This window comes from Hyphococcus sp., assembly GCF_965267305.1.
Lineage (GTDB): Bacteria > Pseudomonadota > Alphaproteobacteria > Caulobacterales > Parvularculaceae > Hyphococcus.
This window is the reverse complement of sequence record NZ_OZ253945.1, coordinates 3,786,929-3,810,994: the sequence shown is the minus strand read 5'-3', so window position 1 is coordinate 3,810,994 and position 24,066 is coordinate 3,786,929. Positions and strand designations below refer to the sequence as shown.

Annotated in this window: 27 protein-coding genes; 7 read left to right on the top strand and 20 right to left on the bottom strand. The window is 61.7% G+C overall.

The window, feature by feature from the left end; all coding sequences use genetic code 11:
- Nucleotides 1-22: 22 nt before the first annotated feature.
- Both nrdR and glyA read right to left on the bottom strand, forming a co-directional pair.
- The gene (nrdR, locus tag ACQY5P_RS18470; RefSeq protein WP_428408346.1) at nucleotides 23-502 is read right to left on the bottom strand and encodes a transcriptional regulator NrdR; all 480 of its coding nucleotides are present in this window, start codon (nucleotides 500-502) and stop codon (nucleotides 23-25) included.
- A 38-nt stretch (nucleotides 503-540) separates the two neighbouring features.
- Nucleotides 541-1,833, bottom strand: coding sequence for a serine hydroxymethyltransferase (gene glyA, locus ACQY5P_RS18465; protein WP_428408345.1), 1,293 nt, complete (start codon nucleotides 1,831-1,833; stop codon nucleotides 541-543).
- A gap of 395 nt (nucleotides 1,834-2,228) precedes the next feature.
- Between glyA and ACQY5P_RS18460 the strand changes: the two genes are divergently transcribed.
- The 3 genes from ACQY5P_RS18460 to ACQY5P_RS18450 all read left to right on the top strand — a co-directional run bounded on the left by ACQY5P_RS18460 (nucleotide 2,229) and on the right by ACQY5P_RS18450 (nucleotide 4,853).
- A complete protein-coding gene (locus ACQY5P_RS18460; protein WP_428408344.1) occupies nucleotides 2,229-2,702 on the top strand; it encodes a MucR family transcriptional regulator in 474 nt (157 codons plus the stop codon).
- Nucleotides 2,703-3,283: 581 nt separating this feature from the next.
- On the top strand, nucleotides 3,284-3,574 hold the full coding sequence (locus tag ACQY5P_RS18455) for a DUF1153 domain-containing protein (protein ID WP_428408343.1): 291 nt from the start codon (nucleotides 3,284-3,286) through the stop codon (nucleotides 3,572-3,574).
- Between the two features lie 181 nt (nucleotides 3,575-3,755).
- Entirely contained in the window at nucleotides 3,756-4,853 is a 1,098-nt protein-coding gene (locus tag ACQY5P_RS18450) for a hypothetical protein (RefSeq protein WP_428408341.1), read from the top strand.
- 138 nt (nucleotides 4,854-4,991) lie between these two features.
- On the opposite strand, the gene ACQY5P_RS18445 is transcribed toward ACQY5P_RS18450, so the two are convergent.
- The 4 genes from ACQY5P_RS18445 to ACQY5P_RS18430 form a co-directional block, all read right to left on the bottom strand.
- Nucleotides 4,992-6,209, bottom strand: a complete 1,218-nt coding sequence (locus tag ACQY5P_RS18445; protein WP_428408340.1) for a peptidoglycan DD-metalloendopeptidase family protein — start codon at nucleotides 6,207-6,209, stop codon at nucleotides 4,992-4,994.
- Nucleotides 6,210-6,331: 122 nt separating this feature from the next.
- The gene (surE, locus tag ACQY5P_RS18440) at nucleotides 6,332-7,105 is read right to left on the bottom strand and encodes a 5'/3'-nucleotidase SurE (RefSeq protein WP_428408339.1); all 774 of its coding nucleotides are present in this window, start codon (nucleotides 7,103-7,105) and stop codon (nucleotides 6,332-6,334) included.
- A 19-nt stretch (nucleotides 7,106-7,124) separates the two neighbouring features.
- Entirely contained in the window at nucleotides 7,125-7,856 is a 732-nt protein-coding gene (locus ACQY5P_RS18435; protein ID WP_428408337.1) for a phosphatase PAP2 family protein, read from the bottom strand.
- Between the two features lie 137 nt (nucleotides 7,857-7,993).
- Nucleotides 7,994-8,983, bottom strand: coding sequence for a saccharopine dehydrogenase NADP-binding domain-containing protein (locus ACQY5P_RS18430; RefSeq protein ID WP_428408336.1), 990 nt, complete (start codon nucleotides 8,981-8,983; stop codon nucleotides 7,994-7,996).
- Nucleotides 8,984-9,060: 77 nt separating this feature from the next.
- Here ACQY5P_RS18430 and ACQY5P_RS18425 point away from each other — a divergent pair, with 77 nt between their 5' ends.
- Nucleotides 9,061-9,645, top strand: coding sequence for a TetR/AcrR family transcriptional regulator (locus tag ACQY5P_RS18425; RefSeq protein ID WP_428408335.1), 585 nt, complete (start codon nucleotides 9,061-9,063; stop codon nucleotides 9,643-9,645).
- A 3-nt stretch (nucleotides 9,646-9,648) separates the two neighbouring features.
- Here ACQY5P_RS18425 and serS read toward each other — a convergent pair whose 3' ends face one another.
- The 9 genes from serS to ACQY5P_RS18380 form a co-directional block, all read right to left on the bottom strand.
- Complete coding sequence (serS, locus tag ACQY5P_RS18420) at nucleotides 9,649-10,932, bottom strand: serine--tRNA ligase (protein ID WP_428408334.1); 1,284 nt, start codon at nucleotides 10,930-10,932, stop codon at nucleotides 9,649-9,651.
- Between the two features lie 168 nt (nucleotides 10,933-11,100).
- A complete protein-coding gene (tatC, locus tag ACQY5P_RS18415) occupies nucleotides 11,101-11,934 on the bottom strand; it encodes a twin-arginine translocase subunit TatC (protein WP_428408333.1) in 834 nt (277 codons plus the stop codon).
- The gene (tatB, locus tag ACQY5P_RS18410; RefSeq protein ID WP_428408332.1) at nucleotides 11,931-12,311 is read right to left on the bottom strand and encodes a Sec-independent protein translocase protein TatB; all 381 of its coding nucleotides are present in this window, start codon (nucleotides 12,309-12,311) and stop codon (nucleotides 11,931-11,933) included. Before tatB ends, tatC begins: the two co-directional genes overlap by 4 nt.
- A gap of 67 nt (nucleotides 12,312-12,378) precedes the next feature.
- A complete protein-coding gene (gene tatA / locus ACQY5P_RS18405; protein ID WP_428408331.1) occupies nucleotides 12,379-12,588 on the bottom strand; it encodes a twin-arginine translocase TatA/TatE family subunit in 210 nt (69 codons plus the stop codon).
- Between the two features lie 99 nt (nucleotides 12,589-12,687).
- Nucleotides 12,688-13,542 carry an SMC-Scp complex subunit ScpB gene (gene scpB, locus ACQY5P_RS18400; protein WP_428408330.1) on the bottom strand — a complete coding sequence of 285 codons (855 nt, stop codon included), beginning with the start codon at nucleotides 13,540-13,542 and terminating at the stop codon, nucleotides 12,688-12,690.
- Nucleotides 13,539-14,411: a segregation and condensation protein A gene (locus tag ACQY5P_RS18395; protein WP_428408329.1), complete on the bottom strand. Its 873-nt coding sequence runs from the start codon at nucleotides 14,409-14,411 to the stop codon at nucleotides 13,539-13,541. The genes scpB and ACQY5P_RS18395 overlap by 4 nt, the downstream gene beginning before the upstream one ends.
- Nucleotides 14,412-14,551: 140 nt before the next feature.
- A complete protein-coding gene (nagZ, locus tag ACQY5P_RS18390) occupies nucleotides 14,552-15,571 on the bottom strand; it encodes a beta-N-acetylhexosaminidase (RefSeq protein ID WP_428408328.1) in 1,020 nt (339 codons plus the stop codon).
- Nucleotides 15,572-15,671: 100 nt separating this feature from the next.
- Nucleotides 15,672-16,505, bottom strand: a complete 834-nt coding sequence (locus ACQY5P_RS18385; RefSeq protein ID WP_428408327.1) for an SPOR domain-containing protein — start codon at nucleotides 16,503-16,505, stop codon at nucleotides 15,672-15,674.
- A gap of 173 nt (nucleotides 16,506-16,678) precedes the next feature.
- Nucleotides 16,679-17,893 carry a deoxyguanosinetriphosphate triphosphohydrolase gene (locus tag ACQY5P_RS18380; RefSeq protein ID WP_428410689.1) on the bottom strand — a complete coding sequence of 405 codons (1,215 nt, stop codon included), beginning with the start codon at nucleotides 17,891-17,893 and terminating at the stop codon, nucleotides 16,679-16,681.
- A 205-nt stretch (nucleotides 17,894-18,098) separates the two neighbouring features.
- Between ACQY5P_RS18380 and erpA the strand changes: the two genes are divergently transcribed.
- Together erpA and ACQY5P_RS18370 are read left to right on the top strand one after the other, a co-directional pair.
- Nucleotides 18,099-18,440, top strand: a complete 342-nt coding sequence (gene erpA, locus ACQY5P_RS18375; protein ID WP_428408326.1) for an iron-sulfur cluster insertion protein ErpA — start codon at nucleotides 18,099-18,101, stop codon at nucleotides 18,438-18,440.
- Between the two features lie 83 nt (nucleotides 18,441-18,523).
- Nucleotides 18,524-19,003, top strand: coding sequence for a nuclear transport factor 2 family protein (locus ACQY5P_RS18370; protein WP_428408325.1), 480 nt, complete (start codon nucleotides 18,524-18,526; stop codon nucleotides 19,001-19,003).
- Nucleotides 19,004-19,009: 6 nt separating this feature from the next.
- Here ACQY5P_RS18370 and ACQY5P_RS18365 read toward each other — a convergent pair whose 3' ends face one another.
- The 5 genes from ACQY5P_RS18365 to ACQY5P_RS18345 are packed head-to-tail and all read right to left on the bottom strand — an operon-like array spanning nucleotide 19,010 to nucleotide 23,171.
- On the bottom strand, nucleotides 19,010-20,749 hold the full coding sequence (locus ACQY5P_RS18365) for a patatin-like phospholipase family protein (RefSeq protein WP_428408324.1): 1,740 nt from the start codon (nucleotides 20,747-20,749) through the stop codon (nucleotides 19,010-19,012).
- Nucleotides 20,750-20,803: 54 nt separating this feature from the next.
- Nucleotides 20,804-21,262, bottom strand: a complete 459-nt coding sequence (locus ACQY5P_RS18360; protein WP_428408323.1) for a DUF1178 family protein — start codon at nucleotides 21,260-21,262, stop codon at nucleotides 20,804-20,806.
- Entirely contained in the window at nucleotides 21,259-22,104 is an 846-nt protein-coding gene (locus ACQY5P_RS18355; RefSeq protein WP_428408322.1) for a carbon-nitrogen hydrolase family protein, read from the bottom strand. The genes ACQY5P_RS18360 and ACQY5P_RS18355 overlap by 4 nt, the downstream gene beginning before the upstream one ends.
- Entirely contained in the window at nucleotides 22,097-22,354 is a 258-nt protein-coding gene (grxC, locus tag ACQY5P_RS18350; RefSeq protein ID WP_428408321.1) for a glutaredoxin 3, read from the bottom strand. Before grxC ends, ACQY5P_RS18355 begins: the two co-directional genes overlap by 8 nt.
- Before the next feature lie 40 nt (nucleotides 22,355-22,394).
- Nucleotides 22,395-23,171 carry a ComF family protein gene (locus ACQY5P_RS18345; protein WP_428408320.1) on the bottom strand — a complete coding sequence of 259 codons (777 nt, stop codon included), beginning with the start codon at nucleotides 23,169-23,171 and terminating at the stop codon, nucleotides 22,395-22,397.
- Between the two features lie 45 nt (nucleotides 23,172-23,216).
- Here ACQY5P_RS18345 and ACQY5P_RS18340 point away from each other — a divergent pair, with 45 nt between their 5' ends.
- Nucleotides 23,217-24,065, top strand: a complete 849-nt coding sequence (locus ACQY5P_RS18340) for a class I SAM-dependent methyltransferase (protein WP_428410688.1) — start codon at nucleotides 23,217-23,219, stop codon at nucleotides 24,063-24,065.
- The last annotated feature ends 1 nt before the right edge of the window (nucleotide 24,066 follow it).

Here is a 24,066-nt window from a genome sequence, read left to right as displayed (position 1 = left end):
GGCTGGTCAGTCTTGCTTTCTATCACTCTTGGTCTCGCCGGGCGGCGGCTTCAGCTTCGTCCATGCCGCCAAGAAACTCGCCGAAGTCCTTCGCCTCACGGAAATTTTTGTACACCGACGCATAGCGCACATAAGCGACGTCATCGAGCTTTGCGAGGCCCTCCATCACCATCTCGCCGATCAGCTTCGATTCGATTTCGCCCTCGCCGGTCGCCTCGAGCCGCCGCACGATGCCGGAGACCATCTGCTCCACCCGTTCCGGCTCAAAGTCGCGCTTGCGAAGCGCGACCAGGATCGACCGCATAAGCTTGTCGCGGTCGAAGGGCGCGCGTTTGCCCGTGCTCTTGATGACCACAAGCTCGCGCAGCTGCACCCGTTCGAATGTGGTGAACCGGCCGCCGCAGGCCGAGCATTCCCGGCGCCGGCGCACCGAGGCCCCGTCCTCCGCGGGACGGGAGTCCTTCACCTGGGTGTCATCGCTGCCGCAAAACGGACATCGCATGGGGCGTCTCCCAAATCTGTCCGGCGGTTCTACGCGAGTCAGCCGTAAATGGGAAACCGCCCCGTGAGGGCTTCAACCCGCCCGCGGACGGCTTTTTCCACAGCCGGATCGGCCTCGCCCTTCGCAAGCGCGTCCAGCACTTCGGCCATGTACTCGCCCACCTTCTTAAACTCAGCGACGCCGAAGCCCCGCGTCGTTCCGGCCGGCGAGCCGACGCGGATGCCTGAGGTGATCGTGAACTTTTCCGGATCGTAGGGAATGCCGTTCTTGTTGCAGGTGATCCCCGCCGCCTCAAGACTCGCCTCGGCCGCGTTCCCTTTGACGCCCTTGGGGCTCAGGTCGATCAGCGCGAGATGCGTGTCGGTGCCGCCGGAAACGACGGCATAGCCCGCCTCCACCAGCGTTTGCGCCAGCATATGGGCGTTGTCGATCACTGCCTGCGCATAGGTTTTGAATTCAGGCTGCAGCGCCTCACCGAAGGCGACAGCCTTGGCGGCGATAATGTGCATGAGCGGACCGCCCTGAATGCCGGGAAAGAGACCGGAACGGGCTTTCTTGGCGATATCGGCGTCATTGGTCAGCACCATCCCGCCGCGCGGTCCGCGCAGGGTCTTGTGGGTCGTCGTCGTCACCACATGGGCGTGATCGAGGGGATTGGGATAAAGCCCCGCCGCCACGAGACCGGCGAAATGCGCCATGTCCACCATGAATAAGGCGCCCACCCGGTCGGCGATCTCCCGGAAACGCTTGAACTCGATGATGCGCGAATAGGCGCTGCCGCCGGCGATAATCATTTTCGGCTTGTGCTCGTCGGCGAGACGCTCGACTTGCTCAAAATCGATCAGTTGATTGTCGCGCCGGACGCCATAGGAAACGCAGTTGAACCATTTGCCGGACTGGTTGGCCGGACTGCCATGAGTAAGATGCCCGCCGGCGGCGAGATCCATGCCCAAAAACGTGTCCCCGGGCTTCATGAGTCCCATGAAGACGCATTGGTTGGCCTGGCTCCCCGAATGGGGCTGCACGATCGCTTCATTGCAGTTGAAGAGCTGTTTCGCCCGGGCGATGGCGATCTCCTCGATCTCGTCAACCTGCTCGCAGCCGCCGTAATAGCGTTTTCCCGGATAGCCTTCAGCATATTTATTGGTGAGAACCGATCCGGCGGCTTCCAGAACAGCCTTGGAGACGATATTCTCTGATGCAATAAGTTCGATTTGATCCTGCTGGCGTGCAAGCTCTCCTCGAATAAAACGGAAGACTTCGTTATCCTTGTCGGCCAGAGATTCAGTAAAGAATCCTTCAGGCAAGCGATAGGATTGACTGGCGCTCATCGCGGCGGCTCCTGACAACGTGAGAACCCCGGACGAGGCTCGTGAAACAGCGGCGACATATAAGGGGACACGCGGCCGCCCGCAATGCGGCGTCCGAATTCGATATCGGCGTGGGATTAGGTATATCGCCGCAGTGATAAGCAGCGGCATAATAGTTATTAGTCTTGGTAATGACCTGTCTAAAGGCGCAAAAACATTGGATATTTACCGATGTCTAATTATGGAAGCCATTCCACAATCTTGCAGCAAGGCGCGAGAAGCGCTACCGCCATCAGCGGGGAGAACCCTGACGGCGCAAAGCCTGCGCCGTCTATTACCCGCGGACCTTCCGTGGACGGCAACTGAATGACCAGCGCTGCTGTCTGGGGAAAGGGCCCGCACTGGAGATGACTAGAATGGCAAGTAAGAAGGCGGATTCCGTCGAAACAAACGACGCAATCCAATTGGCCGGCGAAATTGTCGCCGCCTATGTTGGCAATAATTCAGTGAAAGCTGAAGATTTGCCGGCATTGTTGAATAATGTGTATGCAGCTGTAACAGGCCTCGCTGAAGAAGGGGCGGCGTTTATCGCCAACCGTGAACCGGCGGTGCCAGTTGCGAAATCGGTAACGCCCGATTTCATCATCTGTCTTGAAGACGGCAAGAAGCTGAAAATGCTCAAACGCTATCTCAGGACACACTACGATCTGTCCCCGGAAGAATATCGCCGCAAATGGGGATTGCCTGCTGATTATCCAATGACCGCGCCGAACTATGCAAAATCGCGTTCCCGGCTCGCCAAGGAAATCGGGCTTGGCACGGCGGCGACGTCTTCGGGACGAAAATCTACAAAGAAGAAAACTACCCGCAAAAAGCGAAAATCCGCCTGACAAGCGGCACGCGCGTATCGGGGGAGCGGCGGCTCCTTCCGAACCGCCACGCCCGGCTTCTCCCCAGTTCAACTTCTTAACAAGAAGCCCGCAGCGATTGTTGCAAATGTAACGATCAGCCGCGCAGGACTCTTTTTGGGCATTTTCCGAAAGAAATTTTCCGGATATTTATCACGTTCCGCGACGGCTGGCCGTTAACCCGCGGATTGTCTTTTTCTGGGACGCGACTAAAGCCGTTTGCAAGCGGGCGTTGAATTGCACCGCAGCCGCCGCATGCATGGCGGTTTTCACCTGCTGCACAATCGTAGATTTTTCCGGCGTTTCTTTGCGCTTGCGAACAAATATTTGCGCGCTGCGTTTTTCGCGCGACGATCTCAATTGCGGACGACGCGCCTATCAAAACCAGGAAAGCCCGCAAATTATCCTAAAATTGTAGAATGTTCAGAAAGTGGTGACTTTGTTTTTTCACGAACAATCAACCACTTAGAAAAGCTTTTACCTTGATGCTTAGGCGTTTTTTTACAGCGCAAGCCTAGTCTCCGTCAGAACACAAGTTGCGTATTTACGGGGTTATAAATCTCATGTCTGTCGTTGCTGACAAAGCTGCGCCGTCTGAAAAACCCGATGCCTATGTCATCGGTCCTGACGGCACGCCGCTCACCCTGCAGGACCTCCCGCCGCCCACGACGAAGCGCTGGGTCATTCGCCGCAAGGCTGAAGTCGTGGCCGCCGTGCGCGGCGGTCTGTTGACGCTTGAAGAAGCGTGCAACCGCTACACGCTGACTGTTGAAGAATTTCTGTCCTGGCAGAAGGCGATCGATCAGTTCGGCCTGCCGGGGCTTCGCGCCACACGCGTCCAGCAATACCGGTAATCCCTCCTCGACTTTCGGTTTTCGACACCCGCCGGGCTCAGCCCGGCGGGTTTTTCTTTACCGCCTCTTGAGGCGCCGTTTTCAGCCGCGCGCCCTTGGAACCGGCGGCGCCTTCAGGTTATTCTTCCGCCGTCCCAGTCCGGGCCCGCCAAAGCCCGCCAGTAGCCGGTAAAAAACGCTCATGATGAAATTCATCGCCTCTGACCTCGATGCGGCCAAGGCGAAGGCGCAGCGCGCGCTTGGCGACAGGGCGGTGATCGTTTCCGTGCGCAATCTCCCGAGCGGCGATGTGGAAGTGACGGCGTCGGACAAGCCCTCTCCTTCGGCTCCGGAGCCCGCCCCGAAAGCGCAATTCGCCGGCGCGGCGCGCGAGGCGGTGGACGAAGGCCCGTTCAAGATGGGCGCGGGCGCGCGGCTCAATGAGAATATCGAGAGCAAATTCTCCGCCGACGCGCTTTCGAAACTCTCCTCAAAGCTCACCGGCGGGAAAAGCGGCCGCAGCCTCGACATGTCCGACCGGACGGTCCGGTCCATGGCGGAGATCCTGGCGCCCCACGGCATCGGCGAAGCCCTTCTCTCCGCCCTCATCGAAGGCGCACGCAAATCGCCCATCGACGAGGATCTCTACCGGCTTGAGACCGGCTTCCGCGAGACCTTCTCCTTCGCGCCGCTGCATTTCGCGCCGACCGCGCCCGTGATGCTGGTGGGCCCAACCGGCGCTGGCAAGACATCGAGCGGGGCCAAGCTCGCCGCCTCAGCGCAGGCAAGCGGCGCCCACGCCATGATGATCACCGCCGATGTGGGCCGGGCCGGCGCCATCGACCAGATCAAGGCCTATGGCGAGGCGCTGGGCGCCGAATATTTCATCGCCGAGAGCCCCCTCGACGTGGCGCAGATCCTGCGCAGCCACCGGCCCCAGGGGGCGGTCATTTTCGACACGCCGGGCGTCAGCCCCTATGACGCGGGCGATGTCGCGGCCCTGCGCTCCTATCGCGAGGCGGCGGATGCGGAGCCCGTCCTCGTTCTTCCGGCCAGCGGCGATGCGGATGAATATGTGGACTGGGCGATGGCGTTCAGGGAGATCGGCGTCCGGCGCTGCATCCTGACGAAGTTCGACGCGACGAAACGCGTCGGCGCAGGATTGCGCGCCGCTTTTGAAGCCGGTCTTGGCCTCGCGCATTTTTCCGAAACGGCGTTCATTTCGGAAGGGCTGTTGCCGGCCAATCCGGAGTTTCTCGCCCGGCGGCTGATCGCCTCAAGGCCCGGAAAATTCGGATAAGTCAATTTCGGTTAAAAAGAAAAAGGCGGACCGAAGGCCCGCCAATTTAATACGCAACATTTTTCTTCTTTATACTGAATACGCAACTCTTGCTGAAAGTCCCCGCTTTTTTAAAGGCGCTTTATAGGCCCGCCCCTATTAAGGTTCGCCAAGAAGCGCAACCGGATTGACGGCCTGGCTTTCCTGACGGATTTCGAAATGCAGCTGCGGCGTCGTCACGGCGCCGGTCTGTCCGACTTTGGCGATGACCTGGCCTTGCCTGACCTGATCGCCTTTCTTGACGAGCATGGCGTCATTATGAGCGTAGGCGGTGACGAAGCCGTCGCCATGCTTGACGAGCAACAGATTGCCGAAGCCTTCGAGCTCTGATCCGCGATAAACCACCTGTCCATCGGCGGCGGCGCGAACGGCGGTGCCGGCCGGCGCCGCAATATTCACGCCGTCATTGCGGCGGCCGAGATTGCCCGCGCCATATTCGGAAATAATCCGCCCATGCACCGGCCATGAGAACATCGACTTGGAAGCGGCGGCGGGGGGCGGCGTGTAAGACGCATTGCGCGCGATTTCCGCGACGTCGGCGGGCGCGGTTTCGGTTTTCGGCGCAGGCTGAGGCGCAGCGGACGCGACGCGGCCCGAGGCTACCGGCGCCTGCGGGATGAGGACCTGCTGGCCGACGTCAAGCGCATAAGGCGCGCGCAGATTGTTGGCCGACGCGATGGTCGTCACCGGCACGCCGGTCTTGCGTGAAATCCCATAGAGCGTGTCGCCCGACCGCACTTGATAGAGCTGATCCTTCGCGACAACGCGCTGCGTCGGCGAAGGCTGCGCCAGGGTCGTTGAACTCGACGGCGCATCGGCGACCAGGGCTGCGGCGCCGCTCGGCAGCTTCAATACCTGCCCGACTGTCAGAGTGTATGGCTTTTTTAGATCGTTCTCGTCGATCACCGCCGCCGGCGAGACATTGAACTTACGCGCGATGGCGTAGACCGTGTCGCCGCGTTGAACCTCAATGTAACCTTTGGCCTTATGCAAATGCGTCGGCGGCGTCGCGGCGGCGACGCGGGTCGTCTGGCGTTGCGCGCGCTCCGGCTCGTTGAGATAGATTGCGGAAACCGGCTGCAACTGCACCGGCTCGATGGAGCCCGCAGGAACGGCTTTAAACTCCGGCTGGCGGTAGACCGGCGCTTGCGCGGCCTGCGCCGTCTGGCGCTCGCGCTTGATCTCGCTCGGCGAGTGATAAACGCGGGTCTGGCGCGATGGATCGGAGCCATAGACCACCGGCGCATGATTGTGTGAGCCGCAGGCGGCCGCCGCCAAAAACGAGCCCATTAACAACACTGCACGAACGGTGTTCATCGCCCCTCCTCGCCAAGAAACATGCGGAAAAACGCCCGCGAAACTTGTCCGCCGATTCGAGCCGACGTTTGTCTTCTTTGGTTAATGAAGGGTTAATATGAGGCCGTTTCGTTAAGGATTTATCAGCCTTTCAGGCCTTTCGCGTCAATCACGGCTGCAAGCGCCTTGCGCGCCTCGAAATCCGTCAGCGACAGGTGCAGCGGCGTGATCGAGATGCGGCCCTCATAAATGGCTCTGAGGTCGGTTCCTGCAGGCGGGTTGGAGAGTTCGCCCGTATAGCCGTACCAGTAATAGGTCCCGCCCCGGAGGTCCTTGCGCTCCTCGGCGAAAAGCTGCACGGCGTCGCGATGGCCCTGAACCGTCGCCTCGATCCCGGCCACATCGTCCGGCGCGCGGTCGGGAAAATTGACGTTCATGACGACATTCTGCGGCCAGCGCGCCTCGAGCAGCATCCGAACGATCCTCGCGCCATGGGCTTCCGCCGTCTCCCATTTCGCCTGATCGCGCGAGAGACGGGACAAGGAAAGCGCCACGGACGGCACGCCCATGGACATGCCCTGAAACGCGCCGGCGATGGTGCCGGAAACGGTGACGTCCTCGGCGAGGTTCTGGCCGTTATTGACGCCGGAAAGAATGAGGTCCGGCTTTTCGCCGCCGAGAATCTTGTTGATCCCCATCAGAACGGCGTCGCTCGGCGTGCCGGTGACGGCGAAGCGGCGATCGTCATACTGGCGCATGCGGATCGGATGGGCGAGCGTCAGCGCGCGCGCGGCGCCCGACTGCTCCTCCTGCGGCGCGACCACCCAGACATCGTCGGAAAGCTCCCGCGCAATCTTGACGAGCGCTTCGAGCCCCCGCGCGTAAATGCCGTCGTCATTGGTGCACAATATTCGCATCTGTCTCTTTCATATCCTCTTATGTTTCCTGCTTGTCCCGCAGGAAACGCCAGGCCGCAAGCCACCAGAGCGCCGCCCACGCCGCGCCCAAAGCCCAGCCGGCGAGCACGTCCGTGGGCCAGTGGACGCCGAGATAGACCCGGCTCGCGCCGACCATCATCGTCGTCAGAACCGCATAGAGCATGATGAGCGCGCGTTCCCGCTTTCTTTTGTGAAACCTTGCGAGCAAAGCGCCGAGCGTCAGGAAGATCACCGCCGACAGCATGGCGTGGCCGCTCGGGAAACTTAGCGAATGGACTTCCGCAAGTTGCGGCACCAGTTCCGGACGCGGACGGCCGAACCCGACTTTCAGGCCTTCGCTCAGGAAAACGCCGCTCACCGATGCTCCGGCGACGACGACCGCGTTGCGCCACTTCCCCTGCATCAGCAGATAGATGACGACGCTCAGGACGAGCAGAGTCAGCACGACGAAACCGCCGAGCGCAGTAATATCGTTCATCGCAAGATCGAACCAGGCGGGCCCGATGGGATCGTCGGGGTTCCCCGGCGTCCGGAGCGCCAGAAGAATAGTCTCGTCGAAAACGCGGGTTTCGCCTTCGGTCGTCTCGTCGGCGATCCCAGCGAAGATGAGCAAACCCACCGCGGCGACGGCGAAGGCGGCGAGCGCGCCGATTTCCGCGCGGGCCCTCTCCAGCATGACGCGGATGAGAGGGTGTTCTTTAAAAAATCTTAGCTGTTCGCTCTTGAACATTTTCGCCAGTTCCGCTCCTCAATCTGCAAGTGAAGTCCATGACCTTGCTGCAGATTGTAGGTGATGGCGGCGATAATGGAAATGATAGGAAAATCTTTAAGTCAAGATTTTGGCATGGGCGCTGCCAAGACCTTTCTCTACTCCGTATCGTGATGAATCGACTCTAAAAAGCGCGGTGACAGCTGTGCAAGAAAGGCGTCTGCGTCGAAGACTTCTCCGGGCGCGAAAACGCCGCCGCGCAACTTTTCCCGCTTTAACATCTTTTCCAAGGCGGCAACGACAAGCGGCGCAGAGACAGCGTAAATGTCCTGTCCTTGAACTGATATCGAAGCCTTTCCCGACGAACCTCTAACCTCAGCCTCAACAACAAACCGTTGCGCCGAGCGCCCGGTTGAATCGACCGCTTCGGGCGGCGGCGTTGACGCGTCCTTTAGATCGGAAAGCGGCTTCTCATTCATGTAAGTCGTTATGGACCTGGCGCCGATATGCCAATTCAACAGGATGATCTCCGACAGCGGGACACAAGTTACACACTGCGTTCCGAATAAGTGCGAATAGGTCCATTCCCGCGACGGCGGCGGGTTCGGCACAGGCGATAATATGCCGTCGCGAACTATAACGCGCGGAAAAATGTTTTGCTGTCCAGTGAGGCGCGTGCCGCGAGTCGGGCGCCACCCGTCCAACCCGACGGCGATCTCAACCGTCTCAATCGGACCAAGCCCCTTCGACGCTGCGGTGACGAGCAGATCGGCAAGACCGCCGAAAAACGCTACCGCCGGCAGGATGCTGACGCCGAGTGCTCTGGCGGGCTCATCATAATGATGGAAGGCGCGGCGGACGGTTTCCTGTTCGGCGCATACGTCCAGATAAGGAATTCGCGCGCGAAGCGCCGCCTCGATCGCCGGGCCCGCCGTCTCAAAAAACGGCCCCGCGCAATTAATGACGGCCTCGCAGCCTGCAATCGCCCTATCCACGCTTTTGGGATCGCCAAAATCGATCCGCCGGCTCTCTCCGGCGCCGTCGCGAGTCGCAGCGACGGGAACGAACCCGCCTTCCGCCAGTTGCGTCACCACGAATTTGCCGGTGTGTCCTCCGGCTCCCAGAACGGCGATTTGACGGTTGTTCATTGTCGGCCCCATTTCGCTACCAATCGGTAGCGATTCCCTAATTGACACCGATCGGTAGCGTTGTCAATTGTTCTCCCATGGCGAAAGAGAACGAGGATGCAGCGCCTACCCGCTCCGCACGCGCGCGGACGCAGGCGCTCGAGACTGCGGCCAGCCTTTTTTACGCGGAGGGCGTGAGAGCGGTGGGGATGGAGCAGATCGTGGAGCGGTCCGGCATCGCGAAGACGACGATCTACCGGCACTTTCCCACCAAGGACCACCTTATCGAAGCCTATCTTGAAAAAGAGGATGAGGAGTTCTGGCGCCAGTGGGACGACGTCATCGCCGGCGCCGCGCCGGGCCGGGCCCAGCTTGACGCGCTTTGCCGCTGGATCGGGGACCGCGTCGTCAGGAAGAATTATCGCGGCTGTCCGCAAATCAATGTCGCAGCCGAATTTTCCGACCGGTCGCACCCCGCCCGCAAGGTTGCGCGCCGCCACAAGACCGAGATGCACCGCCGGCTGCAGCTCATCTGCAAAGAGATACGCGGCATTGACGACCCCGATCTGCTCGCCATGCAACTCTCGTTGCTTTTCGACGGCGCATTTTCCAGCGACGGGCGGCTGTCCGGTTACGACGCGCCGGACCTGCTCAAGCGGGCGGTCGCCCGCCTTACCGGCTGAACGTCACTTCGCGCCCTCGATCTTTTCCATGCCGCCCATATAGGGCTTCAGCACGTCCGGCACGGCGACGGAGCCGTCCGCCTGCTGATAATTTTCGAGCACGGCGACAAGCGTCCGCCCCACCGCGAGGCCGGAACCGTTGAGCGTGTGGACGGGATTGATCTTTTTCTTCTCGCCGGCGACGCGGTAGCGGGCGTTCATGCGCCGCGCCTGAAAGTCGCCGCAATTGGAACAGGACGAAATCTCGCGATACTGTCCCTGCCCCGGCAGCCAGACCTCGATGTCGTAAGTTTTCTGCGCGCCGAAACCCATGTCGCCGGTCGACAGCACCATGGTGCGGAACGGAAGCTCGAGGCGCTTCAACACTTCCTCGGCGCAGGACGTCATGCGTTCGTGTTCGTCCTTCGACTGATCCGGCGTCGTGATGGAGACAAGCTCCACTTTCGAGAACTGGTGCAGGCGGATCATGCCGCGCGTGTCGCGCCCGGCCGAGCCCGCCTCCGAGCGGAAGCACGGCGTCCAGGCGGTGAAACGCAAGGGAAGTTCTTCTTCAGACAAAATTTCGTTGTTGACGATGTTCGTCAGCGAGACTTCGGCAGTTGGGATGAGCCAGTGCTCTCCAGTCGTTTTGAACAGATCGTCGGCGAATTTCGGCAATTGCCCTGTGCCGTAAAGCGCCTCGTCGCGCACAAGCAGCGGCGGATTGCATTCCGTATAGCCGAACTCGCCCGTATGCAGATCGAGCATGAAGGACGCGATGACGCGTTCAAGCCGCGCGAGCTGGCCTTTGAGCAAAACGAACCGCGCGCCGGACATTTTCGCAGCGGTCTCGAAATCCATCTGGCCCAAAGCTTCGCCGATATCGAAATGCTCCTTGGCGCTGTTCGATTTCTTCGGCTCACCCCATTTCCTGATCTCGACATTCGCCGCTTCATCTTCGCCTTCGGGCACATCGTCAGCGGGAATGTTCGGAATGCCGGAGAGGATGTCGCGGATCTGATCCTGCGCCTTCTTCTGCATGTCCTCGGCGACCGGCATCTGGCCCTTGATGCTTTCCACCTCCTCGCGCAGGCGGTTGAACTCCGCCTCGTCGCCTTTCGCCTTCGCCTGGCCGATCAGCTTGGAGGCGGCGTTGCGCCGCTCCTGCAGGTCGTTGAGCGTGACGGTGTATTTGCGCGCCTCTTCATCGAGGGCGAGGATCTCCCCGGCGCGGGGGGCGAGGCCCCGGCGCGCGAGACCGGCGTCGAAAGCGTCCGGATTTTCGCGGATATAGCGGATGTCGAACATGGGGCGCGGTTTAGCCGGGTTGAAACAAGGGGTCTAGAGCGGAGCCTTCTCCTCCCCCATTCATGGGGGAGGTGTCGCCCCGGATTTGATCCGGGGTGACGGAGGGGGTTAACCCCCATCGCCCCTTCGAGGCACTTCCCCCGTAAACGGGGGAAGAAAAAAGCGCGCCTAAACCGACGCCTCTTCGGCGCCCTCCACCGCTTCCTTCGCCTTTCGCTCGGCGAGGCGCACGGAAATGACCGACACCTCGTAAAGCGTGATGATGCAGGCGCCGAGGATGAGCTGGCTGAAGGGGTCCGGCGGGGTCAGAAAAGCGGCGATGATGAAAATCACCACGATGGCGACGCGGCGGTTGCGAGTGAGGAAACCGGAGGTGACGAGCCCGGCCCGGGCGAGGAGCGTCAGAAAAACCGGCAACTGAAAGGCGAAGCCGAACGCCATGATCAGCGTCGTCATCAGGGAGAGATAATCCCCCACCCGCGTCAGCAGTTCGATGGCGACGCCCGAGCCCTCCGCCGGCTGCTGCTCCATCCCCACGGCGAAGCGCATGACGAAAGGCATGAGGATGAAATAAACAAGTGCCGCGCCGAGCGAGAACAGGACCGGCATGGCGAGCAGAAACGGCAGCGCCGCCGCGCGCTCGCGCCGGTAGAGCCCCGGCGCCACGAATTTGTAGATTTCGTAAGCGACCACGGGAAAAGCGAGCGCGATGCCGCCCAGCGCCGCGAGCTTGACGCGCGTGAAGAAGAATTCCAGCGGCGCGAAGTAAAGCTTCGGCTGAACGCCCGCCTCTTTCACCGCGCGCTCAAACGGAACGACAAGAAACTCGTAAAGCGGCACTGAGAACGCAAAACAGATGGCGAAGCCGACAGCGACGGCGATGATCGACACGATCAAGCGCTGGCGCAGCTCCACAAGGTGATCGAGCAGCGGCGCGGAAGAGGCCTTTAATTCATCTTCTTCCGAAACCTGTTCTTTCTTCTTGGCGCTTTCGCCGCTCATGATTTGGCGGCCTCGTTCGAGGGCTGATTTGGCGGCGTTTCTTTGGTCGCGTCCTTGACCGCCTTGTCGATGCCGCGCGCTTCCTCGCGAAGCTCTTTTGCGATGGGCGCCGTCGCCTCATCCATCGCGCGCTTGGCGTCGGCGACGGGATTGTTCTTTTTCAGCTCTTCAATTTCCTTGCGGAGATCCTCCATCTCCGCCTCGCGCGCCATCTGGTCGAAGGCGGCGGTGAACTCGCCCGCGAGGGAGCGCGCCTTCGCCACAAGACGTCCGGCGGAGCGCATCAGTTTCGGCAGATCCTTCGGGCCGACGACGATGAGCGCCACCACGGCGACGAGCACCAGCTCGAAAAACCCGAATTGCGGCAGGAGATTCATGACGGCCCAAAACCAATCTGACTTGTTTGTTCAAGTCCGGGCTGAACAGCGCGTAACGCGCGAGCGCCTACGCCTTGTCCTTTTCCTCGGCGGGCGTGACGTCCATCGCTTTATCGCTGCGGTCTTCGAGCTTGTCGTCGTCCTGAAGCCCCTTGCGGAAGGATTTAATGCCCTTGGCGAAATCGCCCATCAGCGACGAAATCTTGCCGCCGCCGCCGAAAAGCAGCAGCGCGAGCACGAGGATAATGACGATCTGCCAGGGTCCGATAGCGCCCATATTCGCCTCTTTTCACTAAATTCCGGCCTATAGGTAATGCGGGCGGGCCCGCGACGCAAACGCCAAACGGCGCGCATTTCGTGCATATTGCGCGCAATGTCAGGCGTCTGCGGCTTCGTCCTCGCCCTCGCCGAGAAAATCCTGTGCAAATTCGCCGGAATCCTCATCTTCCTCGATATCTTCATCGTCGCCATCGGCGGGCGTCGGCACGGAAAATCCGGGCGGCAGGCGGGCGTCGAGCAGCCCCGCGGCCTTGAGATCGGCGAGCCCCGGCAGGTCGGTGACGCTCTCCAGCCCGAAATGTTCGAGGAAATCCTCCGTGGTGCCGTAGAGCGTCGGGCGGCCCGGAACGTCCCGGCGCTTGCCCCGCATCTTCACCCAGCCGATTTCGAGAAGCTGGTCGAGGGAGCCTTTCGCCACCTGAACGCCGCGCACATCCTCGATGTCGGCGCGGGTGCAGGGCTGGTGATAGGCGATGATGGCGAGGGTTTCGAGCGCGGCGCGCGACAGCTTGCGCTGGGTCGTCTTTTCCTTGTCCAAGACATGGGCGACATCGACCGCCGTAACGAAGCGCCACTTTTTCTCGGCTTTTTTCAAGACGACGCCGCGGCCTTCGTAATCGGTTTCAAGCGCTTCGATCAGCGCCGCGATGGGCGCGCCCGCCGGCAGACGATCGGCGATCGACTTTTCATCGAGCGGTTCGGCGGCGGCGAAGAGCAGCGCCTCGACCATGCGCTTTTGTTCGGCAAGGTCTTCCTCGCTCCACTCGACTTCCGGCGCTGTTTCTTCCTCTGCTTCAGCGGCGGCTTCGATCTCTTCGGCTTCCGTTTCTTCGGTTTCGTCAGTCACGGGGTTAGCATCGCTTTCCTGGTTCGAAAGTTCCTCTGCGAGCGCTTCCTGCGCCTCACGGGCGTCGAGGTCCTTGAAATTGCGTCCGGCGTCTTCTTCCATCATGACGCCTCTCCTTCATCTGTCTCCGCTTCCGGGGTCTCCGTCCGCGCCTTGATGTAAATCGGTTCGAAGGCCCCGAGCTGGCGCAAATCGATGCGGCCGGCCTTCGCAAATTCCAGCGCCGCATTGAACGAACTCGCCAGCACCGAGGTCGGCGGCGCTTCGACGCCGTAAGACTTCGTCAGCGCACGCAGCTCCGTCCATTCGGGGATCGAGCCGAGAATGCGCTCGAGCCGGAGGCGCGCCGCCTCTACCGAATAAACCGGCGGCGGCTCGATATGATATTCGCGATCAATGGCGACAATGCGCTGTGTCGTATAGGCCTTGAGGAGATCGAGAAGATCCGCCTGCCAGTCTGGTTTCTGCGTAACGCGTACGCCTTCCGGCGCGCCGCGCGGGAAGAAATCCCAATAAAGCTGCGGCAGGTTCTGAAGATCCTCCACCGCCTTGCGCATGGCTTCGAGGCGTTGAAGCTGGAAGGCGAGCCGCGCGGCCATTTCGTCCGCCGTTGGCTCGTCGCCATCGTCCTCGGCGGCCGGCAGCAGCATCTTGGATTTGAGGTAAGCAAGCCATGACGCCATGACGAGATAGTCGGCGGCGAGCTCGAGATTGCGCGCCTTCGCGGCGTCGACGAACTTCAGATACTGGTCAACGAGCGCGACCATGGAGATCTTGCGGATGTCGACTTTCTGATGGCGTGCAAGGTCGAGGAGGACATCGAGCGGGCCTTCATAGCCCTCGATATTCACTACCAGCGCATCGATCGCTTCGTCGGTCGTCGTGATGCGTACGGGCGCGTCGAAGGCTTCTTCACCCGCATCGCTGTTTGGGCCGCTCATCGCTGCAACCTGAATGTTTTCGCCATCCGCCATCAAATCATTTAACGCCGATTCCGGCCCCCGCCTATCGGCTTTCCCAGTCTGTTGAAAACTAGAGCCATTCCATGGCTCTAGTTGTTTTAGCGTGCGCCTTTTGGAACCGCAAAACCGCGAACACTTTTGCTGAAAACGCGCTAAGCAAGCGCCGGTTTGATCAAGGCGTTGAGCCGTTCATAATCGCCGCTGGTATCGCCTCTTTCGGGGCGCTGCAAGTCCGCCATGGCAGCCTTCGCGCGTTCGGCGGATTTCCCGGCGAGATCGCGCAGCGCCCCGGCGCTTTCCTTCTTCTCGGCCATGGAGAAATTGCAGACGAGCGCCACATCGCAGCCGGCGTCATAAGCGCACTTGATGCGATCAGCGAAAGCCCCGCCCAGCGCCTTCATTTTAAGATCGTCCGTGAACAAGAGGCCGTCGAAACCGATCTCGCCGCGAATGACGTCGTTCACCACAACGGGCGACAAGGTCGCGGGCCGTTCCGCATCATAGTCTTCGTAAACGATATGGGCGGTCATCCCCATCTTCTCGTCGCGCAGGGCTTTGAACGGCTGGAAGTCGCAGCCGAAGAGATCGCGTTTCTTCGCGCCGACGCGCGGCAGATCGTGATGTGAATCGCAAAGCGAGCGGCCATGGCCCGGCAAATGTTTGATGACGGGGAGCGCCCCGCCCTTTTTCAGTCCTTCGACATGCGCATGGGCGATGGCGGTGATGATGTCCGGCCATTTGGCGTAAGCGCGGTCGCCGATCACCACCGGGTCCGCGTCGATCTGCGGCACGTCGAGCATGGGGATGCAATCGACCGTGACGCCGCAATCGGAAATGAGACGGCCCAAAAGATAGCCGTTGAGCTCCGACGCTTCGCGCGCCTTTTTCGGATCGAGCTTCCAAAGTTCGCCGAAGACCGCCGGCGCCGGATGCGCGGGAAAGACTGGCGGTTTCATGCGCGCGACGCGCCCGCCTTCCTGATCGATCAGGATCGGCGCATCCTCGCGGCCGACGCACTCGCGCAGTTCCTCGCAATGGGCGCGAATCTGATCGGCGCTTTCGCAATGGCGCGCAAACAGGATGAAGCCCCAAGGATCAACATCCTTGAAGAAAGCCCGCTCCTCACTCGTAAGGCGCGGGCCCTCGCAATCATAGATTACTGCCGTCGGCAAAACGATGTCCGTCCATCTCCCATCCGCTCATCCCGGCGAAGGCCGGGATCTCGTGCAACAAGGAGGGAGGCCCCGGCCTGCGCCGGGGCGAGCGGTTTAATTACAAACTCTTGATCAGACAGTCCTGTCCACGTTCTTTGAGGCCGGCGCAATAAGTCTTGGCGGCGTCGGCGCTGTCGAACGGTCCGACGCGCAAGCGGTGATAGACGCCGCGGTCGCCGAGATCGGCGCGCTCCACATCCGGCCCCTTGCCGTCAAGATAATCGCCGAGCTTCGTCTGCATCCGCGCCCATTGCGCCATGGCTTCGTCATTGGAGCGGAAGGCGCCGACCTGCACCACATGGGTGCCGGAGGCGGGGCTGGAAGCCGCTGCGGTCGACGCCGGCGCGACGGAGGGCGTCGTGACGCTGACGGTCGGCGGCGCCGTATCGCGCGGCTCTTCTTCCACCGGATTGTTGTCGAGCGCTTCGGCGTCTTCGGCCTGAAGGCTGGCGAGACGGTCATTGACTTCGTCGCTCATCTCGGAGGCCGCCTGTTCGGCTTCGGCGGCGAGCGTTCCGATGGTGTCATTGGCGGTGCGGGTCACCGGCTCTTCCGGACCTTCGGCGAGCGTCGTCACCGGCTCGCCCGCTTCACCGTCAATCGCGTCGTATACCTGACGATCCGCGACAGGCGTTCCATCTTCGGCGGTCTCGATCTTGATGGGTTCGGGATCGGCGGCGACGTAAGGCGTTTCGATAGCGCCGCCGTCGCGGCCCACTTTCATGCCTTGCTTATAAGCGATCCACACGACCGACACGAAGGCGCCGATCATGACAATGCCCATAATCAGAACGGCGAAGCCCGACAGTCCGCGATCTTCTTCATCGTCGTCGAACTCGTCATATTCTTGATAGTCTTCTTCGAAAGCTTCTTCTTGTGCTGCATTCGCCATGTCTTAAACCGCTCCTTAAGCGCCGTTCGATTTGCGCTGCTGTTTCGCCCTGTCCGCCTCGCGCCCCTTATCCGCAAGCCAGAAAGGTCACCACCGGCCCGGCCTCAAAACAGGATACCGCCGAATCGTTATTCAGCCGCATTCTAGCACTCCCGGCCACGGGAGTCGCAGCCTTAGCCGTCAAATTCGACGCCAAAAAGGCGGCGATATTCCCGAACCGCGTAACGGTCGGTCATCCCGGCGATATAGTCGCAGACCGCCCGCGCGCGCCGCGCCTCGGACCCGCCCTCATAGCGCTCGCGCCATTCCGGCGGCAACGTCTCCGGCTCGGTGAAGAACAAGTCGAACAAAGATTTAATGATTCTCTTCGCCTGGCTGCGGGCGCGGTTGACCTTGTAGTGGCGGTACATGTTTTCGTGGAGAAATTTTCGCAGGCCCCCGAGGTCCTTCTCCATTGTTGTGGAAAACCCGCAATAGGCTGACGACGCCCGGCGGACATCGTCGCTCGATGTCGGCGGATGGGCCGCGAGCCGTCTCGCGGTCTCAGCGAGGACATCCTCCACCATGGCGCCGATAAGGTCAGAGACCGCTTCGGCGATCAGAATGTCCCGCGGGGCTTTTGGATATCTCGCCTCCGCCGAGCGGATAGCGGGGCCGACCAGCGGCAGCTCTCGCGCCTCAGCGAAACCGAACAGCCCTGCGCGCAGGCCGTCATCCACATCGTGATTGTTATAGGCGATGTCGTCGGCGATGGCCGCGACCTGCGCTTCGAGGGACGCATAGCTGTCGAGCCAGAGATCGTGGTTCGCCGCATATTCGACAATGGCGGCGGGCAGCGGCTCTTTCTTGCGCGCCAGCGGTCCCGTCAGCGGGCCGTTATGTTTGACGACGCCTTCCAGCGTCTCCCAGGTGAGATTCAAACCCTCAAAAGCCGCGTGGCGGCGTTCGAGCTTGGTCAGAAGCCGCAGCGTCTGCGCGTTGTGGTCGAAACCGTCATAAGGCTTCATGCACTCGACCAGCACATCCTCGCCCGTATGGCCGAAAGGCGGATGGCCGAGATCGTGAGCGAGCGCGAGGCACTCGGCGAGGTCTTCGTCGAGCTTCAACGACCGGGCGAGCGTCCGCGCGATCTGCGCAACTTCGAGGGAGTGCGTCAGCCTTGTGCGGTAATGGTCGCCCTCATGGGAGATGAAAACCTGGGTCTTGTGCTTCAGGCGGCGGAAGGCGACGGCGTGGATCACCCGGTCGCGGTCGCGCTGGAACGGGGTGCGGCCCCGGCTCTCGGCCTCCGGGTGGAGACGCCCGCGGGTCTTTTCCGCCCGGGCCGCATAGGGCGCGAGGGGCGCCGGGAAGGCCATGGGGCTTCCTGCATAGGCCGCATCGGGCATGTTTTCCGTGATCTGACCCTGTATCCGCAATTGCCGCTCCGCTTCCGCCAGAAAGCTGTATTCGGGCCTTGTCCGCCGATTCCGTTAACAAGGCTCGGCTGAATATAGGGAATTTTCGGCGGGATTGCGCGAACTTCTCTACCTCCACCCCCTCGAAATCCGGGCGTTAAGCCCCTATTTTGACCGAAACCGTAGAGTGAGCCTCATGACCGTCGCAGAGACCACGCCCGTCACCGTATCTGACCGCGCCGCCAGGCGCATCGCCGCGATCCTCGCTAAGGAACCCGCAGGCTCCATGCTGCGCGTCGCGGTCGAGGGCGGCGGCTGCTCCGGCTTTCAGTACAAATTCGACATTGTGACGGCCCGCGACGACGACGACCTCGTCCTCGACGCGAACGGATATTCCGTGCTCGTCGATTCCGTCTCTGTGGAATACATGTCAGGCTCGGTCATCGACTTCTCCGACGAATTGATCGGCGCGGCATTCAAGATCGAAAACCCGAACGCCACAGCGTCGTGTGGGTGCGGGACGAGTTTTTCGCTCTAGGCCTGATTTCAGCGCATTCCGTTTTCTGGTCCCAACGGGCTTTCCCCGCTATCCTCCCCCCATAATCATGAGGGAGGCGAAACATGCGGAACATATTGATGACAGGCGTCGCAGCGCTGACGGCGTCCATGGTCGTAGTGGCATGCACAGCGGCGGACAAGGAAGGCGGCGATGCGCAAGCCGCACTCGAACAAGCCAACAAGGAGAAGGCGCTTTACTGCATGGACCTTCTCTTCAATCAGAAAGACATCGAAAAATCGCGCGCAGAATGCTGGGGCGAGACCTATATTCAGCACAACCCTTACGCGCCCGACGGACCCGATGCGCTGTTCGCCTTCATGGAGCCCTTCTTTGAAGCGAACCCCGACGCCGCCATCCACATCAAACGCGTCGCCGCCGAAGGCGATCTCGTCTGGATTCACTACAACAACAAACCGACGCCGGACTCGCTTGGTCTCGCGGTCGTCGACATCCTGCGCATGGAAGACGGCAAGTTTGTCGAGCACTGGGATGTGGTGCAGCCAGTGCCCGAAGAGTCCGCCAACGACAACACGATGTTCTGACGCGCCTCAGCGGTTCGCCGCGGAGATGATCGGCGCAAGATCGCTCCAGTGCGTTTCAAGGGCGGCTTTCATCTCGCGATAGCCGTCCGCGACCGCGATGTCGTATTTCTTCCAGTCCCTGAGTTCGACGCCCGGCACCGGCGGCGTCACCATGATGTCGGCGGGGCGCGGAACTTCCGTATGTTCGCGGCGCGCCGTCGCCGAGCGCATCAAGAGCGAGATGATCGGCGGCGCCGCGCCGAAGCCGTGATTGGCGACCCACGAAAAGAACCCCGGCGGGTCCCGGAATGCCTCGATATCGATGACGCCCTCGCGCGCGACGTCTACGCCGATGGTGAGCCCGCGATGAACCGTCGTCATGATGTCGGTCGGGAAATTATTCACCACCGCGCCGTCAACGAGCAGCGCATGGTCGTCGATCACCGGCGGCAGGATGCCCGGCAGCGCGATGGAGGCGCGAAGCGCCCGGCGCAACAGGCCCTGATTGTGGATGCGCGCGGCGCCGTTGATGATGTCCGAGGAGACGCAGAAAAACGGCATTGCAAGGTTTTCGATGAGCGCGTCGCCGAAATGATGTTCGAGCCTTGTTTCGACGCGCCCGCCCCGCGTCAGCGCCACCACCGGCAGCACATGATCCCCCAGCGGGTTGGACTCGACAAAGCCTTCGCGGATGCGCCGCTCCATCTCCTCCTGCGGCCAGCCGATAGCGACGCAGGCTGCGACCACCGCGCCCATGGAGGCGCCGCAGAGAAAATCGATGGGAACGCCCGCCTCGCGCATGGCTTTGACCGCGCCGATATGGGCGTAGGCGCGGGCGCCGCCGCCGGAGAGGACGACGCCGATGGACTTGCCGGCGATGATCCGCGCCAGCCGGTCGATGCAGGCGTCGCTGTGAATATTGATGACGCGCGAAGCGCCGATCGCCTCCATCCATTCCGCTGTCCGGCCCGAATGAGCGCCTTCATGCAGCATCACGAGATCGACGAGGCGGAACTTCCTCGCTCGCGCCCCCGCCTCCGACGTTAAGGGAAAGGGCTTTGACGGCCGGCTGTCGCGCCGCGCCAATACCAGGAACCGGTCGGCGTGACGCAAGACAAACTGGTACCACGGGCTTGCGTCCATACGCGCCGCAAGAATAACGACGTCATGAGCGTTCTCGACAAGATCGAAGGCGCTTGTCGACGGCGGTTCATCCGTGCAGGGAAAATGCGTGACATTGACCCGGTATTTCGAGATGCGCTTCGCGAGCTCTCTCGCCCGCGCATCGACATCGATCGAAGGCGACGTCGAGATGAGCGCAAAGATACGCGGCGCCGATTGCTGGAAACTCGCTTTCGGGTGGCGCGAGCGGGCGAGAACGATGCGCGCGAGGGCCGCGGCGAAATCGCCATGAGCCTCGATGAGACGATCCACATCGGCGCGAGAGATCGACAGCAACTCGGTGTCGCGCAGGGCGTAAACGCTCGCCGAATGCGCCTCGCCGGACAAGACTGACATTTCGCCCACCGGCTCGCCGCTGCGGATATAGCCGACGACTTCATCGGGACCGTCCGGATTTTCCCGGACCACGATGAGGCGGCCTGTCAGATTGATATGCAGCGCGTCGGAAGGCGAGCCCTGTTCGTAAAGCGGCCAGCCGCCGGCGAGCGACAGCCACTGGCTCGCCTCGGCAATGTCGTTGATCGTCGCGGCCGAGAGCCCGGCGAAAAACGGCAGGTTGCGAAGGCGCGTGCGGACTGTATCCATGCACGGGCGTCTAGCTTGTTTTGAAAACCCGCGCCAGCGGACGTTTGGCGGCGCCTAGTTCAGTTTTTTGGACGATGCAGGCGTTTTCGGCCCGGCGGACTCGCCGGACTTCGCGCCCGGCAGCGGCGCGATCTGAACGCCTTCGTCTATAAGCTCTTTGACTTCCTTGCCGGACGCCTCGCCATAGATGCCGCGTTCTTCGCTTTCGCCGTAATGAATCTTCCGCGCTTCTTCAGGGAACTTGTCGCCCACATAGTCGAAATTCTTTTCGACATAATCACGGGCGCGGGCGACGGCTTTGGCCATGTCCTTGTGGATTGCCGCCAGCCGCTCTTTGCGCAGGCCGTCCCGGCGCGCCACGGCCGGCGCCATCACCGCCTTGCGGACATCGTCCGAGCCGCAGCAGGGACAATCGATCAGGCCTTTGTCGGCTTGGAAATCGTAATCGGCGCTGTCGCGAAACCAGCCCTCGAATTCGTGGTCGGCGTCGCAAATCAAACGGTACTTAATCATGGGGTTACAATGGTGAGTTTGAAAGATTGTTCAAGAGCGAGATTGGGGATGCGCTGGCGGGCTTCCTTGGCGGCGGCGGGGTTTATCTCTGCAAGAACGATGCCCGGCTCGTCCCCGGGCGCTTCGGCGAGAACCTCGCCCCACGGGCCGATAATCAGGGAATGGCCATAGGTCTCCCGTCCATCCTCATGAGTCCCGCCTTGGGCCGGGGCCACTACGAAAGAACCGGTCTCAATCGCGCGGGCGGTCAGCAGCGTTTTCCAATGGGCGATCCCGGTCTGGCGGGTAAATGCCGCTGGAACGCAAAGGACCTCTGCGCCTGCCTGCGCCAATTGCCGATATAAATAAGGGAATCGCACGTCATAACAGATAGTTAGGCCCAGCTTTGCAAGCGGCGTCTCGGCCAGCACGGCCTTGTCGCCGGGCTGGTAGACATTGGATTCCTTCCAGCTTTCGCCATTCGGCAGGTCCACATCGAACATATGAAGCTTGTCGTATTTGACCGCGACAGACCCGTCCGGGGCGAACAGGAAGGCGCGGTTGGCTGCCCGGCGCTCCTTAAGCCTCACCGCCATGGAGCCGATCAGGAGCCAGACGCCATGGGCCTTCGCCGCGTCGGAAAAAATCCCGATTTCGGCGAGCCCGTCTTCGTCCGGCAGGGTCTCAAAAAGCCGTGAAGCTTTGCGGTCGACGACATTGGTCATCTCCGGCGTCGCGATGAATTGCGCGCCCTTGCCCGCCGCCTCGGCGATCAGAGTGCAGGCGTCGGCGGCGTTTTTGGCGCGATCGAGGCCGGACCGCATCTGCACGCAGGCGGCGAGGAAGGGCTTGCGATCAGTCATTCAGCAGGGGATCCAGCTTGCCTGCCCGGTCGAGCGCGGCGAGGTCGTCATAACCGCCCACATGGGTCTCGCCGATGAAGATTTGCGGATAGGTCGTGCGGCCATTGGATTTCGCGAGCATCTCCTTGCGCTTGTCGGGGTCATAGGCGGCGGAGATTTCCTTGGCCTTAACGCCCTTCTTGTCGAGCAGCGACAGCGCCCTGAAACAATATGGGCAAAGCGGTTTCGTATAGACGACGACTTCCTTCATTTCGGCTCCGGTGTTTTCCTCTCGGATTTATTCTCCAGCGCTATATGGCCCCGATCCCGCCTTTGACAACGCGCGCCAGCACCAGCGCGTCCACTTGCGCCGCCCCCGCCCGTTTCAGCGCCCGCGCCGCAGCCGACAAGGTTGCGCCGGTTGTCAGCACATCGTCAACAAGCACCACATGGGCGTCCTTGAACCGCGCCTTCGCTTCTTCATGACGAACACCGAAGGCGCCGGAAACGTTGCGCTTGCGCCCTTCCGCGGAGAGGTCTTTCTGCGGCGGCGTCGCGCGGCGGCGGATGAGGCCGTCTAATGACACTTGCAGGCCCGTTTCTTTTGCGACCGAGCGAGCGAGAAGCGCCGACTGGTTGAACCGCCGCGCACGCAGCCGCCCGGGATGCAACGGCACCGGCGCCAGCACCGATGAAGATGTGAAAATATCCGCGCCTGCGCGCGCCATCCAGCGTCCGAACATGTCGGCGAGCTCTGTGCGGTCGCCATGTTTGAACCCGACGATCATCCCATGAGAAGCATCGTTGTAAACCAGCGCCGCCCGCGCCCGGCTAAAATCCGGCGGCTCTGCGATGCAGGAAGGGCATTCGACGCCCTCGCCATACTCCGCCGCAAAAGGAACGCCGCAGCGCGCGCAAAACGGCGCCTCGATGAAATGCGCGGCGCTCCAGGCGCGGGGGCCGAGCGCGGCGGACGAGGAAATCTCCTCGCGCGTCACCGGGCAATGGGGCGGCATGGCGAGGTCGAGCGCCTTTTGGGCGGCGCTGGCGGTCATTTCTCCCAGCCGGTTGAGGATTTGCGGTTTCACGCGCGATAGACTAACGCCCCCGCCTGAAGAGAACCAGTGACGTTGATGACCGCCCCGCCGCAGATATTCGACCGCAAACTTTACGCCCGCCGCCGCGGACGGGCGGCGAAGAGCTTCGGGGCGCACGACTTTTTACACCGGCGCGCTATGGAAGACGTCATCGACCGGCTTGAAAGCGTCAACCGGGAGTTCCCCCTCGCCGCCTTTGACGGCGCCGCTGATCTCGCCGATTTGCTGACCCCGGCTTGCGGCGTTGGCGATATCGTTAGCCTCGACCTCGCCCCGGCGCGTCTCCCTGCGCAAGGAGCGCGCCTCGCCGCTGACATTGAGGCCCTGCCGTTCAAAGCCCAAAGCCTCGATCTTTTTGTCAGCCTCATGACCCTTCACGCGGCGAACGATCTTGTTGGCGCGCTGGCCCAAGCCCGCATGGCGCTCAGACCGGACGGGCTTTTTATCGCCGCGGTTTTTGGCGAAGAAACATTGAGGACCTTGCGCGCTGCGCTCTACAGGGCCGAGGCCGAGCTTACCGGCGGCGCGTCGGCGCGGATCGCGCCTTTCGCCGGCGTCCGCGATTACGGCGCCGCGCTTCAGCGCGCCGGATTCGCGCTGCCGGTGGCGGACATCGACAAAGTCAGCGTGACGTATGACGATCCTCTGAGGCTTCTTCGCGACCTGCGCGGCATGGGTGAAACGCGCGCGCTCAAGACAAAATCGGCGCCGTTGCGGCCCGAGGTGATCTTACGGGCGATGGCGCTGTTCGCCGAAGCCGGCGGAACGGAGCGGTTCGAAATCGTCTATCTTACGGGATGGGCGCCCCATGAGAGTCAGCAAAAGCCGCTGAAGCCGGGCTCAGCGCAGATCTCATTGAAAGACGCCATCAAGGGCGCTTCATAGG